Annotated in this window: 13 protein-coding genes; 5 read left to right on the top strand and 8 right to left on the bottom strand. The window is 59.2% G+C overall.

Features of this window, described 5'->3' with window-relative positions:
• Window positions 1-26 precede the first annotated feature (26 nt).
• The 5 genes from GVK95_RS11960 (at window position 27) to GVK95_RS11980 (ending at window position 6480) form a co-directional block, all read left to right on the top strand.
• Window positions 27-1811 carry an ATP-binding protein gene (locus GVK95_RS11960; protein WP_159950285.1) on the top strand — a complete coding sequence of 595 codons (1785 nt, stop codon included), beginning with the start codon at window positions 27-29 and terminating at the stop codon, window positions 1809-1811.
• Complete coding sequence (locus tag GVK95_RS11965) at window positions 1808-3181, top strand: sigma-54 dependent transcriptional regulator (protein WP_159949841.1); 1374 nt, start codon at window positions 1808-1810, stop codon at window positions 3179-3181. The genes GVK95_RS11960 and GVK95_RS11965 overlap by 4 nt, the downstream gene beginning before the upstream one ends.
• Window positions 3182-3413: 232 nt before the next feature.
• Window positions 3414-4394: a tripartite tricarboxylate transporter substrate-binding protein gene (locus GVK95_RS11970; protein ID WP_159949843.1), complete on the top strand. Its 981-nt coding sequence runs from the start codon at window positions 3414-3416 to the stop codon at window positions 4392-4394.
• Window positions 4395-4503: 109 nt separating this feature from the next.
• Window positions 4504-4965 (top strand): tripartite tricarboxylate transporter TctB family protein, encoded by a 462-nt coding sequence (locus GVK95_RS11975; protein WP_159949845.1) that lies wholly within the window; start codon window positions 4504-4506, stop codon window positions 4963-4965.
• Window positions 4966-4974: 9 nt separating this feature from the next.
• The gene (locus tag GVK95_RS11980; protein ID WP_007599456.1) at window positions 4975-6480 is read left to right on the top strand and encodes a tripartite tricarboxylate transporter permease; all 1506 of its coding nucleotides are present in this window, start codon (window positions 4975-4977) and stop codon (window positions 6478-6480) included.
• A gap of 57 nt (window positions 6481-6537) precedes the next feature.
• Here the strand turns inward: GVK95_RS11980 and GVK95_RS11985 are convergent, their stop codons facing one another.
• From GVK95_RS11985 to GVK95_RS12020, 8 genes are all read right to left on the bottom strand, one after another.
• Entirely contained in the window at window positions 6538-7620 is a 1083-nt protein-coding gene (locus tag GVK95_RS11985; RefSeq protein ID WP_159949847.1) for an ABC transporter substrate-binding protein, read from the bottom strand.
• Complete coding sequence (locus GVK95_RS11990) at window positions 7620-9011, bottom strand: sensor histidine kinase (RefSeq protein WP_200844271.1); 1392 nt, start codon at window positions 9009-9011, stop codon at window positions 7620-7622. Before GVK95_RS11990 ends, GVK95_RS11985 begins: the two co-directional genes overlap by 1 nt.
• Window positions 8998-9675 carry a response regulator transcription factor gene (locus GVK95_RS11995; RefSeq protein ID WP_159949851.1) on the bottom strand — a complete coding sequence of 226 codons (678 nt, stop codon included), beginning with the start codon at window positions 9673-9675 and terminating at the stop codon, window positions 8998-9000. Before GVK95_RS11995 ends, GVK95_RS11990 begins: the two co-directional genes overlap by 14 nt.
• A gap of 59 nt (window positions 9676-9734) precedes the next feature.
• Window positions 9735-9971: a hypothetical protein gene (locus GVK95_RS12000; RefSeq protein WP_159949853.1), complete on the bottom strand. Its 237-nt coding sequence runs from the start codon at window positions 9969-9971 to the stop codon at window positions 9735-9737.
• A 145-nt stretch (window positions 9972-10116) separates the two neighbouring features.
• Window positions 10117-10674, bottom strand: a complete 558-nt coding sequence (locus tag GVK95_RS12005) for a sugar transferase (RefSeq protein ID WP_159949855.1) — start codon at window positions 10672-10674, stop codon at window positions 10117-10119.
• 4 nt (window positions 10675-10678) lie between these two features.
• A complete protein-coding gene (locus GVK95_RS12010) occupies window positions 10679-12019 on the bottom strand; it encodes an O-antigen ligase family protein (protein WP_159949857.1) in 1341 nt (446 codons plus the stop codon).
• A complete protein-coding gene (locus GVK95_RS12015) occupies window positions 12007-12744 on the bottom strand; it encodes a glycosyltransferase family 25 protein (RefSeq protein WP_159949859.1) in 738 nt (245 codons plus the stop codon). The genes GVK95_RS12010 and GVK95_RS12015 overlap by 13 nt, the downstream gene beginning before the upstream one ends.
• A 266-nt stretch (window positions 12745-13010) precedes the next feature.
• Complete coding sequence (locus GVK95_RS12020; RefSeq protein WP_159949861.1) at window positions 13011-14981, bottom strand: nucleoside-diphosphate sugar epimerase/dehydratase; 1971 nt, start codon at window positions 14979-14981, stop codon at window positions 13011-13013.
• Window positions 14982-15012 lie beyond the last annotated feature (31 nt).

A 15012-nucleotide genomic window follows, 5' to 3' on the forward strand; every position in this document is an offset into this window, starting at 1 on the left:
CCGCAAGACCATGGCAGCGCGTGGCGATGGCACGGCGCACGATTGGCGTTCTGGTCGTCCTGCTGGTGATTGCAGCTATCGGTGTCATGACTGCGGGTCAAAGGCTTCTTACCCGCAGCGTGATGGACGAGGCCTCCTTGCAGGCCGAAAGTGCGTTGCGACTGGCGGCGGCGGCACTCAGCGGTCATCTCAAGCGTTATGAGCCACTGCCGGCGCTGATCGCAGACGATCCAGACATGAAGGAACTGGCGCGCCGGCCCGATGATGCCGGCCTGCGCGCGCATGCCAATGCCTATCTGAAGGCGATCAACGCGCTGCTCAAGTCCTCCGACATCTACATCATGACCATGGACGGCGTAACCATCGCGGCCAGCAATTACGATGGCCCGGCGAGCTTCGTCGGCGAGAATTTCAGCTATCGTCCCTATTTCCAGGAGGCCGCGGCCGGGCGGCAATCGCGCTTTTACGCGCTTGGCACGACATCGGCAAAACGCGGCTATTATTTCGCCTCACCCATCAATGTCGATGGCGACGTTCGCGGGGTTATCGTCTTCAAGGTCGATATCGACAGTATCGAGGCATCCTGGCGTGGCGGCGAGTACAAGATCCTCGTCTCCGATCCGGAGGGCATCATCTTCATGACCGGCAGTCCGGGCTGGCTCTATTCGTCGGTGCTGCCGCTAACGACTGAGCGACTGGAGCGCACGACTGCATCGCGGCGCTATTCCGATGCCGTGCTCAAGGAACTGCCGATCAAGCGCAGTCAATTCGACAATCATGAACTGATGACGGTTCCGACGAATGGCGTTTTCCGCGAATACCTGGTCAAGTCGGACTACATGATCGATGCCGGCTGGAACGTCAGCGTTCTCCTGGACACGGGCTCGATCCGTGCCCAGGCACGCACCATGCAGATCGCCATTCTTCTGTCTTTGTGCCTGATGTTTCTCCTGCTTGCGGTGGTGATCCAGCGCCGTGCGCGGCTGGAGGAGCGGATGCTGATGCAGGTCGAGGCACAGGCGGAGCTGGAGCGGCGTGTCGAGGAGCGCACCGCCGATCTGGCGCGGGTCAACTCTCAGCTTCGGCAGACCCAGGCCGACCTGATCCAGGCCGGGAAACTGGCGGGGCTTGGCCAGATGTCGGCAGCCCTTTCACACGAGTTCAACCAGCCGCTCGCCGCCGCCAAGACCTATGCGGATAGCGCCGCCATGCTGATCGATCGTCAGCGGGTGGGCGAGGCGCGCGAGAACCTGACGCGTATTTCCGGCCTGATCGACCGCATGGCCTCGATCAGCCGGCATTTGCGCAACTTCGCCCGCAAGCCGAACGAGAAGCTTGCGGCGGTGGCGCTGGACGATGTGGTACAGGATACGCTGGAAATCATATCCGCGCGCCTGTCCACGGCCGATGCTGAACTGGTCATCGATATCGCGCCTGGCCTGCCGCCGATCCATGGCGGTTCGGTGCGCCTGCAGCAGGTTCTGGTCAACCTCCTCTCAAATGCCTGCGATGCCGTGGAAGGGCTCGGCGATCGGACAATCCATCTCGAGGGGTGGCGCGAAGGGGACCGTGTCGTGATCGAGATCGGCGATCGGGGTCCGGGCGTGCCACCGGCAATCACCGAGCGCATCTTCGATCCGTTCTTCACCACGAAGGGTGTCGGCCGGGGGCTGGGGCTGGGCTTGTCGATCTCCTACAATATCATCAAGGACTTCGGCGGCAGCCTGACGGTTGGGCCACGTGACGGCGGTGGTGCCCTTTTCAGGATCGAGCTTGGCGTGGCCGAACCGGTCAGCGAGGCTGCGGAATGAGCGAAGGTCTGGTGCTTCTGGTCGATGACGAGGAGGAGTTGCGGTTCTCCACCGCGCAGGCGCTTGAACTGCACGGATTGAAAGTGAAGGCCTTTGCCTCGGGAGAGGATATACTCGAGCGGGTCGGTTACGGTTTCGATGGTGTCGTGGTCACGGATATCCGCATGCCGGGGATCGATGGCATGACGCTGCTGCACCGGATCCGGGAACTCGACCATGAAATACCGGTGATCCTCGTCACCGGCCATGGCGATGTGCAACTGGCCGTCAAGGCCATGCGCGAGGGCGCTTATGACTTCATAGAGAAGCCGTTTGCCAGTCAGGGTCTGGCGGGTGTCGTGCGACATGCGCTGGATCGTCGGTCGCTGGTGCTGGAAAACCGGCGTCTCAGGGCCGTGGCCGGCAAGCGCGACGACATTGAGAGCCGGCTTCCGGGTCGGACACCGGTCATGGTCGACCTGCGCTATCGGCTACGGGCGATCGGAGCGACGGAGGCCGACACGCTGATCATCGGTGAAACCGGCGCGGGCAAGGAAGTGGTGGCGCGGAGCCTGCATGATATCAGTGCGCGTGCCAAGGGGCCGTTTCTGGCTATCAATTGCGCCTCTCTGCCGGAAACATTGATCGAGAGCGAGCTGTTCGGCCATGAGGCCGGTGCGTTTCCAGGTGCGCTCAGGGCGCGCTACGGCAAGTTCGAGCATGGCCGCGGCGGGACAATCCTGCTCGACGAAATCGGCTCCATGCCGATCGATCTGCAGGCGAAATTCCTGCGGGTGCTGCAGGAGCGGACGATCACGCGGCTCGGATCAAACGAGGTTGTTCCGCTCGACGTGCGCTTCCTGGCAACCAGCAAGGTCGACCTGGCCGAGGAGGTGGCTGCGGGACGGTTTCGTGCCGATCTCTTCTACCGCCTGAATGTGGTGACCATCCGCGTGCCGTCGCTTGTCCAGAGGCGCGCGGATGTTCCCCTGCTGTTTCTCCAATTGGTGCGGGAAGCCTGCGCCCGTTATGGCCGTGACGATATGCAGGTCGCACCGGAGATCATTTCCGAGATTGCCGAAAGAGACTGGCCGGGTAACGTGCGCGAACTGCGCAACGCAGCCGACCGCCTGGTTCTTGGGCTGGAAACAGGGCTCGATTCCGCCGCTGCCGATGCGCGCGCCGGCCTGAGGCTGATCGACAAGGTCGGCGCCTATGAGAAACAGGTCATTGCGGGCACCATCGCTGCGCATGGCGGTAGCCTGCGACCGGTCTATGAGCAGCTCGGGATCTCGCGCAAGACCCTCTACGAGAAGATGCAGAAATACGGCCTCGACAAAAAGCTGGCGCTTGGCGAGCGTGATTCCGAGGCTTACGGCCCGGAAAATTGAGCCTTGCTCTCCCGCGGTTGACGACAATTTTCTTGGGATGGGTGGATTTCCACCCGTTGCTTCGGTCGCATGGGCGGGAAACCACCCATGATGCGGCGCAGCACGCGCCATAAGTTTGTTCGACGGATCTTCCGAGCATTGCGCGATGGGTAAATGCGGCAAAAAACTCATCCATCCGAGACCGGCCTGGGAGGAGCCATGCCGGCGGGGGACGTCATATCGGGAGGATTCGATGACATTTCTGAAGTCGCTGTTCAGCGCAACCGCCATTGCCGCCACGCTTTTTTCCGCACAGGCATCCGCCCAGGGTTATCCTGAGCGTTCGATCACCATGGTCGTGCCCTTTGCCGCCGGCGGTCCGACGGATACCGTTGCCCGCCTCGTGGCGGAAGCCATGTCCAAGGATCTCGGCCAGCAGGTCCTGGTGGAAAATGTCGGTGGAGCCGGTGGCACGCTGGGTGCCGGTCGCGTCGCTTCATCCGAGCCGGACGGCTATACGATGCTGCTGCATCACATCGGCATGGCAACCTCTGCCAGCCTGTACCGCAAGCTCGCCTATGATCCGCTCAATGCCTTCGACTATGTCGGCCTTGTCACCGATGTGCCGATGACGATCGTCGCGCGCAAGGATTTCGAGCCAGCCGATCTCAAGAGCCTGGTCGAATATGTGAAGGCGAACAAGGACACAGTGACCGTCGCCAATGCCGGCATCGGGGCTGCCTCGCATCTTTGCGGCATGTTGCTGATGAGCCAGATCGAAACGCCGCTGGTCACTGTTCCCTACAAGGGCACCGGGCCTGCGATGACCGATCTGCTCGGTGGCCAGGTCGATATCATGTGCGACCAGACCACCAACACGACCAAACAGATCCAGGGCGGAACGATCAAGGCCTATGCCGTGACGTCGCCAGCGCGCCTCGACGTGCTGCCGGATGTGCCGACGGCTGCTGAAGGCGGACTGGCCGATTTCCAGGTCGGCATCTGGCACGGCGTCTACGTGCCGAAGGGCACGCCGGGCGAGGCAATCGACAAGCTCAATGCATCGCTGAAGAAGGCACTGGCCGACGAGAACGTGGTTGCCCGCTTTGCCGAACTCGGCACGGCACCTTCGCCGGACGCCGATGTGACACCGGCTGCACTGAAGGCAAAGCTCGAAAGTGAAATTGCCCGCTGGAAGCCTGTCATCGAAGCTGCCGGCCAGTACGCCGACTGAGACCTGATAGTCGAAGCATGCGCGGATCCGGTCATCTGGCCGGGTCCGCCAGTCGTTTCGCCGGGGCTTGCCAAACCCCGTCGCGGAACCATTCATTTCGGGGGACCCAATGAAATCTGTTCGTCTCGATCCAGCCAATGCGCTTTGCGGCCTGCTCTTCATCGGGCTCGGCCTGTTCTTCACCTATCAATCCTTCCAGCTCGAACTCGGCACCGCTTTCCGCATGGGGCCGGGATATTTCCCGCTGGTGCTGGCAATCATCCTCGCATTGCTGGGGATCGTCATTCTCGTTCAGGCGACCCGCGTCGAGGGTGAACCGATCGGGCCGGTTGCCTGGCGCGGCATGATGTTCATCCTGCCTGCCCCGGTCGTCTTCGGGCTTCTGGTGCGTGGTGCGGGCTTCGTGCCGGCGCTGTTCGTCGCGGCCTTCATCGCGAGTTTCGCGTCCGAGCGGCTGCGCGTGCCGGCGGCGCTGCTGCTGGCGATCGGCATCACCTTCTTCTCCGTGCTCGTGTTCAGCTATGGCCTCGGCCTGCCGTTCGAGCGTTTCGGCCCCTGGCTCCGCTTCTGAGGTCCCGACATGGAATTCATCGATAATCTTGCGCTTGGCTTTTCGACGGCCGGCTCGATCGAAAATCTCTTCTTCTGCCTGGTGGGTGTCATTCTCGGCACATTGATCGGCGTGCTTCCCGGCATCGGCGCGACGGCGACCATTGCCATGCTGCTGCCGATCACCTTCCAGCTTGAACCGGTCTCGTCGCTGATCATGCTGGCCGGCATCTACTATGGCGCGCAGTATGGCGGCTCGACCACCGCGATCCTGATCAACATGCCGGGGGAATCATCATCCGCGGTGACTGCAATCGACGGTTACCAGATGGCCCGCAAGGGACGGGCGGGGGCGGCACTAGCAATTGCAGCTATAGGTTCCTTCTTCGCCGGAACAGTCTCCACCTTCCTGGTTGCGATCTTTGCCCCGCCGCTAACCGCTATCGCACTGCAGTTCGGCTCTGCTGAATATTTCTCGCTGATGATCGTCGGTCTGGTGTCGTCCATTGCGCTGGCGCATGGTTCGATCATCAAGGCGCTGGCCATGGTGTCGCTCGGCCTGCTGCTCGGTCTCGTTGGCACCGACATCTATTCCGGCACGCCGCGTTTCACCATGGGGATTACGGAATATGCCGATGGCCTGAATTTCGTCGCCGTGGCCGTTGGTGTCTTCGGGGTCGCGGAAATCCTGCGCAACCTGGAAAGCGACCGGAACCGCACGGTTCTTATCTCCAAGGTCAGCGGATTGATGCCGACACGGGATGACTTCCGCCGGATGTTCTGGCCCGTTCTGCGTGGCACGGGCATTGGCTCCGCACTTGGCATCCTGCCGGGGGGCGGCGCGATCCTGGCGTCTTTTGCCTCCTATACCGTGGAAAAGCGGATGTCGAAGACGCCGGAGGAATTCGGCCACGGCGCCATCGAAGGCGTCGCCGGTCCGGAATCGGCCAATAATGCCGGCGCGCAGACTTCCTTCATTCCGCTGCTGACACTCGGCATTCCGGCCAATCCGGTCATGGCGCTGATGGTTGGCGCGATGATCATCCAGGGCATCGTGCCCGGCCCCAATGTCGCTGTTGAACAGCCGGCGTTGTTCTGGGGTATCATTGCGTCGATGTGGATCGGCAATCTGATGCTGCTGGTGCTGAACCTGCCGCTGATCGGGCTCTGGGTGAAGCTGCTGACCATCCCTTACTACGTGCTGTTCCCGATCATCATGGCTTTCTGCTCGATCGGGGTCTACAGCGTCAACGCCAATATCTACGACCTCTATGCCGTGGCCTTCTTCGGCTTCATCGGTTACATGCTGGTCAAGTTGCGCTGTGAACCGGCGCCGCTGTTGCTCGGTTTTGTTCTCGGGCCGCTGCTGGAGGAAAACCTGCGCCGTGCGATGATCCTGTCGCGTGGCGATCCGTCAACCTTCGTGACCCGGCCGATCAGTGCCACCCTGCTTTTGATCGCGCTCGCCGTGCTGATCATCGTCTTCCTGCCCAGCGTGAAGAAGAAGCGCGAGGAGGTTTTCCAGGAGGAGGACTGATCGACGTCCTCGGTCATTCCTGCAAGGCCCGGCCCCATGTGCCGGGCCTTGTTTCTTTCATGGGTCCGGCGCTGTGAACAGGGCCGTCCAGTTGCGGATGAAGCGTTCACGCGTGGCGCGGTCCTGGGCTGCCAGCAATGCCGGTCCGATACGGATTGGACGGCCAATACCGGATTCGATCAGTGAGGCCGGGCCTTCGACACCTTCGGGCAATGGGTCATCTTCGGAGAGGAAGAAGGCCTCTTCGCGCGCAACCCTCTTGCCACGGGATGAGAGAAGATAATCGATAAAGCGGCGGGCGAGATCGGTTTGCTGCGATTTTACGGGGATCAGGGCTGCGCGCGGCAGGATCAGCGCATAGTCGCGCGGTATGACGACGCGCAGGTTCGGGTTCTTCAAGAAGGCCGCATAGGCGTAGGAGCCGAGAATATTGTAGGCGATGCGCAAGCGCCCGCTGGCGATCTGATCCAGCACCTCGTTGTTGCAACACCCTGTTACGACCTCGGCGCGACTGAAGCTTTCCAGCAATCGGCCATAGATTGTTGGCGCCTGAAGCGCGTCATGAAAGGCAAGCAGGTATCCCACGCCGGAGAGCTGGATGTTGTAGGTTCCGATCCGGTTGCGATAGTCCTCCGGCTTGCGGCGCAGGAGATCGGCAATGTCCGCATGGCTGCGCGGCACATCCGCTTGCGGAACACGCGATGCATCATAGACGATGACGGCGGGCTCGAAGACAAAGCCGAAGACTTCGTTTCGCCAATTCGCCCAGCTTGCGAGCGCATCGGTCTCTGCGGAACTATGAGGAATGGCACAGCCGTCATTGGCAAGTTTGACGAGTTGGTCTGCCGAGGATGAGATCAGCAGATCACCGTAATTCTGCCCGGTGCTGCAAGCCCGCTCGGCCTCACGAAAAAGATCGTTGGAAACGTAGTCGTTGAACTCGACGGTGACGTCCGGTGCTAGCTGCTGAAAATCCTCTATCAGCGGTTTGATGGCATCGGCGTCGGTCACGCCGTTGATGACCAGCCGGGATCTTTCAGCGCCGGGCGACTGGAAGACGGTCTTCTCACCCTCGATCGCTGTGGCATGATTGGGCATACAAAGGATGAGACTGGCGCATAAAAGGGTTTTCTTGAGCATCAGCTTATGGTCTCTGCCTGGAGCGGCAATTCAAGGACAACGGTAAAGCCTTTTTCCGGCGTCTTTTCGCGGAAGGAGAGGCCGCCCCTCAAGGCAATTGCGACCTCCGAGGCGATAGCAAATCCAAGGCCGGAGCTGCCACTGCCTGATTTCGACGACACGAAGCGTTTGGTGACCTGACCCCAGTCGGCCGGGGGGATGCCGGGTCCGTCATCTTCAACTTCGACCAGAGCAAAATTGCCGCGTCTGAGGACACGCACATCCAGCTTGAACCGGGTGCCGTGGCGCAGGGAGTTGTCGATGATGTTGACGATGGCCTCGCGCAGGCTGAGGCCATCACCGAGCACGACCAAGGTTTCGTCCGGCCCTTCGAACGATACGACCGTATCCGGATCGATGGTGATGGGCACAGCGGCACGGAACGCTTTTCGCGCAATTTCGGTGACGTCGAGCGGACCCAGTTGCGCGCTGTCGAAGCGGTGAATGACCATGGCATGGTTAAGCAACTGTCCGGTGAAATGGGCGAGTTCGCCGGCGCGGTCCTTGACCCGTTCCAGATGGCGCCGGTCATTGTCGGAGAGCGCATCTTCGTGGATCAGGCTGACCTGGGCTGACAGTGCCGTCAGTGGGGTCCTGATCTGGTGGGCGCTGTCGGCAATGAAGCGCTGCAGCAGGCGGACGCGTTCATCGAGCCGTCGCATGAAGTGATTGATGGAATCGACGAAGGGAGAGAGTTCGCCCGGCACGGCGACGGATAGCGGTGTCAGGTCCTGCGGATCACGGCGCAGCAGCATATCGCCGAGCTGATTGACGGGGCGCAGCGAATAGCGGATGGCAAGCGCCGTACCGGCGAGCGCCAGCGCACTCATGATCAGGACAATGACGAGCGCGCGGGTGGTAAGTTCAGTGACGAACTCCTTTCGAGCCTCGGTCGTTTGCCCGACGAGCACATAGGCCCAGCCACCGGCTGCTGCTTCGCTGATGGCGCGGCCGACAATGCCGATGCGCAATGGTACGTTGCGGTAGTCCTCGGAAAAGAAGACGGGACCAGAACGGGCCGGGGTGAGATCGGCCGACGGCGCCAGATCGTCATAGCCGGTCAGCGTCGATCCATCCGGCGAGACGACGCGGTAGAATATCCGGTCGCGCGGGGCCTGGCCGAGGAGTTCAAAGGCGGCCGGCGGCAGGTTTATGCCGATCCGCCCGTCCTCTACGGACAGGCCGTCGAGAATCTGGATCGCTGCTCCTTGTAGCAACCGGTCATAGGCTTCGTCGGCCGCAGCCTTGGCATAAAACCATGCAGCCGTGATCAGGACGGCGGCGCCAAAGAAAAGAACCAGGGCGACGCGGACGACCAGCCGGTAAAAGAGCGAGCGTCTAGTCTTCGTCATCAGACACCAGTTGATAACCCAGGCCACGCACGGTCACGATTCTCGCCCTTGCGCCTTCCAGCTTCTTGCGCAGCCGGCCGACATAAAGTTCGATCGCGTTTGGCCCGGCGGGTTCGTCGAAGCCGAAAATCTGATCGAGCAACTGGTCCTTGCTGAACACGCGGCCGGGACGCGAGGCGAGGATTTCAAGCAGCGTCATCTCGCGGCGCTTAAGCTGGACCTCGCGCTTGCCGACATGAACCGACCGATTGGTGCGATCGAGCATGACGTCGCCGCAGGCAATCACATTGGTCGCCTCGCCGCCGGAGCTTCTGCGCAACAAGACACGCGCTCTGGCCTCGAGTTCGCGAAAGTCGAAAGGTTTGACCAGATAGTCGTCCGCCCCGAGATCAAGGGCACTGACGCGGTCATCGATTTCCGAGCGGGCCGTCAGGACCATCACGGGCACGGCATTGCGGTTCTGACGCAGCCGCTTGAGGATTTCGAAACCGTCCAGGCCGGGCAGCATCACGTCAAGGATGACAAGATCGTAGTCGGTGAAATCGAGGATCTCCGAGGCGGCACGGCCATCCGTTTGCCAATCGACCGTATGACCGGTCGTCTCGAACCGGCGACTGATCGCCTCTCCCACGTCGTGTGTGTCTTCCACCAGCAATATTCGCATGGCTCAAAACCTGTCACGGATCGCCGAGGCGATCAAGGTGGAGCAGGTTGCGTCGGCATCTAGAAGGAAGCGACGCCGGCTTTCGGGTGGTGTGTTTCGGTGCCGGGTTTCGCTGGAGGCGTGGACATCGCCTCGATCAGTGAATTCATGATGGCTGCCCGCAGGGCATAAGTGTTCGCAGTCGTTTTCTTGTGATCCAGTCGTTGGGCTGAAACCACGAGATTGGCACCATGATGCATGATAATCTGTTGAGCCCGGACCATCGCCCAGGTCTCCAAGTCTGCTTGCCGTTCCATATCCGCACCTCAGCTAAATCATTTAGCCTGCGAGACTTTTTCGAATCAGTCTCTATTGGGTAGAGTATTCGATTATGCGCATCTGATAAATCGGGGGCCAAAAAAGGTCATGCAAGAGCCAGGCCAGTTCCGATTGTTCTGACTGTCAACGGGTCGCCGCGTCGCCTCGGCCGCCACCAAGCACAGTCTGGAACAGCAGCTTGATGTCGCCGATCAAAGTCTGGTTTTCAACGTAGCTTCGGTCTGCCGCTGCAAGGCGTGCTGGTTCCGACATGTCAATGCCAGCAACCTGGGCAGGCCCCGTAATGCCAGGACGAACCGAAAAGACGTCCTGGGCACGGCGTGCGGCAATCACATCCGCCTGATTTGGCAGGCAGGGTCTTGGGCCGACAAGGCTCATTTCACCTTTCAGCACATTGATGAGTTGCGGAAGCTCGTCGAGCTTGTAAGCGCGCAGCCAGCGACCGGTGGGGGTTATCCAACTTGTGGACGCGGCATGTGAGGCAACGTCGGGCGTGCCCGTCGCCATGGTGCGAAACTTCAGGCAGGTGAAGGGCACTTCATCGCGCCCAACTCTTGTCTGAACGAAAAGGGCCGGGCCAGGAGATGTCCGACGAATAATGACGACAAGGATCACCATGATCGGACTTGCTATGATCAGTCCGAAGAGCGCGGCGAGGAAGTCGAATAGACGCTTCAGCATGGGGTCACGCAGTTGTTTTAGGCGCGGATGGTTTAACATCGGCGCGGAGCATGATGGAAATGGCAAAGACCGCAGCGCCGGCCAGCAGGAAAAAGCTTTCTCCGATCGCGATGCGGTTGTTCGAATTCGAGGCCATAGTGATGAAGAAAAACAGGCTCATGCTGAACAGATAAAGCATCAGACTGGATGGGATCAGGCCGCGTTTCCATGCCAGCCTGATGCGGAAGAAGGCAGTTGCAACGAAGACCAGCAGCATCGCCATTCCCAGCAAGCCGTGACGCACGAGGATTTCGAGGTATCCATTGTGGATCAGGGTAAACCGGACGTTTGCGTATTTCGCGTGCTGCCAGCGTTCCAGCCAAAGGTTCCCGGACCCTGTGAGGGGGGTTTCGAGGAATATGTCGATGGCATTAGTCCAGAGCATTAAGCGCTCGCGCATCGAATTTGGTGTGTCTGCCTTGTCCACGGAGTTTTCCATGGCTGTTTCGATTTCCTCCTGGCTCACGGCCTGCTCGGAAAGGCGCAGCGCTGCGGATACCGTCGGGCCGGCATAGTGCTTTATGTTGTCGTAAGTGGCCAAAGCTGCAAGCAAACAGAGCAACAGAGCCAGAGCACCAGCAACGAGCATGCGGCGGCGACCATAGTGGATGACAGCCGTGACGCTCATGAAGCCGAATACAAGCGAGAAAGCCAGCCATACACCTTTGGATTTGGCGGCAAAGATGCCGACGAGACAGAGCATGGCAGTTGTGATCGCGATGGCCGCCAGAGCTTTTCCGCGAATGGTTTTCAGAGCATTTGTGTCCGCAGCATAGGCCAGCCAGTAGACGCAGGAAATGAACAGCAGTCCGCAGCCGACTGCGGCATGGATGGAATTGTGATGATAAAGCGGGCTGAAACGTTCGCCGTGAATGAGTGCTGGGAAATCCAGCGTCAAAAGCAGACCGATGAAACCCGCAACCATCACAAATGTTACTGCAGCGAAGATACGGTCACGCGTCGCATATAGACAGACGCCAAGCCATGGGATCAATAGTGGAAAGACGTAAAGCCATTCGGATGCGCCCCTTTCGCCATAGGCCGCAATGCCCCAGGAAAAACGGAGAAACGCATAAACCGCCCAGATGACGCATAGTTGAGCCAACCAGTCGCCTTTGACGAGGTTCAGGTCGTCCCGATGAAACATGCAGCAAAAAATAAGTAGGGCGATTGCCGCGTAGCGGTAGAGGTCGCTCTCCAGCAACATTGCGGATGCGAAAAATGCCCATAGTATAGAGACTATGTACGGCAGATAGGGGGCCTGTTCTAGCCTCATGATCGCTGAGGTTCGTTTCAAGATAGGCAATATCGTATCCTGCGGATGTAGTCTAAGGCGCGCAGGAGGTGGGTAATCGTGCGACGAGGGCCACGGAACTTACCTATTCGATAGTCGTCACGCGTGGCGATTTCGGTCGTCTTGCTCGCTGGGCTCAGATTTAGCACGTTGTCGCGCACGGTGAAAACCGCAAGACCGGTATGCCAGCCACGCTCGAGGGCGACATCCACGGGATAACGCATGACTTGCATGCTTTTCAGGATTTTCTCGGCCCCAGCGCGGGTGATGAGATAACACGCGGCGGAACCCTGCGGGCCGTGGATGCTACGCCCAATCTCGTCGCCCAGCCGGCTGGTTGCTGTTTTGCGGAACCACTTCGTCCGATGATTGAGTAGCTTGACTAAATCGGCATCGGGCATGGCTTCTCGAATGGCAATTGCCCTCTCGATAAGGCCTACTGCCAACTCGACATCGTCTTCCAGAATGATCGCGGCATCATAGTTACTGGCTAGGAAGGTCGAGACAGCAAGAATGTGACTGCGATAGCAGCCATATTCGCCAGGCAAAACGGTCCGTCCGTTCTCGCGCAGAAAATGCTTCATATCGAGATCACTACGGGCGCCCTTTGCAAGGGCCGCGCCATCGACTCCTTCGACGCGCTCAAGAGTTACGCCAAGTTCATATGCTCTTTGGCTCAAGCCATCCCAGCGTGCACGCGATCGCGCGAGATTTATGACATAGATGCCGATTTTCATATTTTCGCTCAGTTCTTGCCCGGCTCTCCGGCCGGGATCGCCATGTCATAATGTCGGTTGCGTGTATTAGCAATCGATTGCGGTTTTAGTCGTCCCAGGATGGCGTTGCAACGTTTAGGCGTCACATTCGATCTCGCGTTTCCGTCATACTTTTTGGGAGTTGCCGTCAATCGTGTCGATGACGTTATCCGTCCAATCGGGTGACCGGCTAGCTGCGTGGATGGCGTGGTTCTGCGCGCGAGACATTTCTCTGGTAACCAGATCCATCACAGCCGTCCGTAGCTGGTGGTGTCGGGATTGGGGAGTTCTGTGGAGTCCTCGGTTTGCTCGGCATTGCGCAGGACAACGAGGTCAACGACTTCGGCACTTGGCCGATAGCCTGTTACCAGTGACGACAGAATTTCCCGGCTTCCTGCTGCGTCGCCGGCATCCATCGTCTGCTCCAAATGCCGCAATTTTTCTTCGAGCGTTTTCCATGGAAGAAACTCGTCGCGCGCTTTCATGATCAGCGGATGCAACGTTGGTCCGGGATTGTCGCCTATCAACAATTCCTCGTAAAGCTTTTCAGCCGGGCGAAGACCCGTCATGACAAATGCGATGTCACCATCCGGATGCTGGTCGTCCCTGACCGTCAGGCCGGAAAGTTCGACCATCCGGCGCGCTAGGTCGATGATCTTGACCGGCTCGCCCATGTCGAGAACGAAGACATCGCCGCCTTCAGCCATTGCGCCAGCTTGAATTACCAACTGCGAGGCTTCGGGAATGGTCATGAAGAAGCGCGTAATTTCAGGATGGGTCAAGGTAAGGGGACCGCCGCTCCGGATCTGTTGGCGGAAAAGCGGGACGACGGATCCCGACGAGCCCAGCACATTGCCGAAACGAACCATGCAAAATGTGGTGGTCCGGCAATTTTGTGCCAGGGCCTGAAGCAGCATTTCGGCAATGCGCTTGCTCGCACCCATGATGTTGGTCGGGCGGACGGCTTTGTCGGTGCTGATCAGGACGAATTGCGGCACCCCCATCTCAATGGCGGCTTTCGCCATTACCTCGGTGCCGAAGACATTGTTCTTGATGCCTTCTATCGGATTGTGTTCAACCAGCGGCACGTGCTTGTAGGCGGCTGCGTGGTAGATTGTGTCGACTGGCCAGGATTGCAGGATCTCGCGGATGCGACGGCGATCGCGCACGGAACCCAGCAACGGCAGTATTACATCGGCCCTTCCGCCATAGTCACGTGTGAGTTCGGCGTGAATCGCATAGAGGGCATATTCATTTTGCTCGACAAGGAGCAATCGATCGGCCCCCACGGCCATAATCTGTCTGCAGAGTTCACTACCGATCGAACCACCCGCGCCGGTAACCATCACAGTCTTGCCCGCAATGTTGCGGCTCAGGAGTTGCGGGTTTGGAGCGACTGCCTCGCGTCCCAGTAGATCCTTGATGTCGAGTTCGTGAAAATCTGAAAAATTGACACGACCCTGTGCGAGTTCGCTGACATTCGGCACAAGCCTGACGGCAACGTGAGCGCCGCGCAGGCTTTCGATGATCTCGTTGCGTCTGGCGGACGATATGTTGGGGATCGCCAGAAGAACAGTTCGAACGTCAAGCTTTTCTACGAGAGCGTTTAATTGTTTTGGATCGTAAACCCGTACACTGCCGATCATCGAACCATGTAGGCTCTGGTCGTCGTCCAGAAACCCCTTCACCTTCAGATCGGCACCGTTTTCAAGTGCACTTGCAAGCTGACGACCCATCGTGCCCGCCCCGTAGATCAGGACATACGATTGATTTTCACTCCGCAGAATTCGGCGATAGGAATCGCCGAGCATGTAGCGGGCAATGAGACGCGATAGTCCGACTGCAAGCAGAAGAAGCAGTGGTTGAAGGATGCCGACGGTGCGTGGAATACCGGGAATGCTGATCGTCGTGAATATGGTCATGTAGATCAAGCCGTACAGCGATGTCGCCTTCAAGATCGATAGGAATGCGGCCCATCCGATGTAGCGGAAAATCGCGCGGTACAGTCCGAGTTTGATGAAAATTGGGATGGCAATGGCAATTGAGACGGGAATGGTCAACCATTGCACGCCAGACAAGATAACCCACTGATCCAGTCGAAAACAGAAAGCAAACCATACCGTTAACGAGCAGAGCGCCATATCGACTACTAGCGCAACACAGCGCTTGAGCCAGCGCGGTAAACGCAAGATCTGAATTATGAATTCGTCCGGCATCATTCCCAATACCAACTGCCTTGCGCGCGACCAT

Source organism: Rhizobium sp. 18065 (assembly GCF_902706095.1).
Lineage (GTDB): Bacteria > Pseudomonadota > Alphaproteobacteria > Rhizobiales > Rhizobiaceae > Allorhizobium.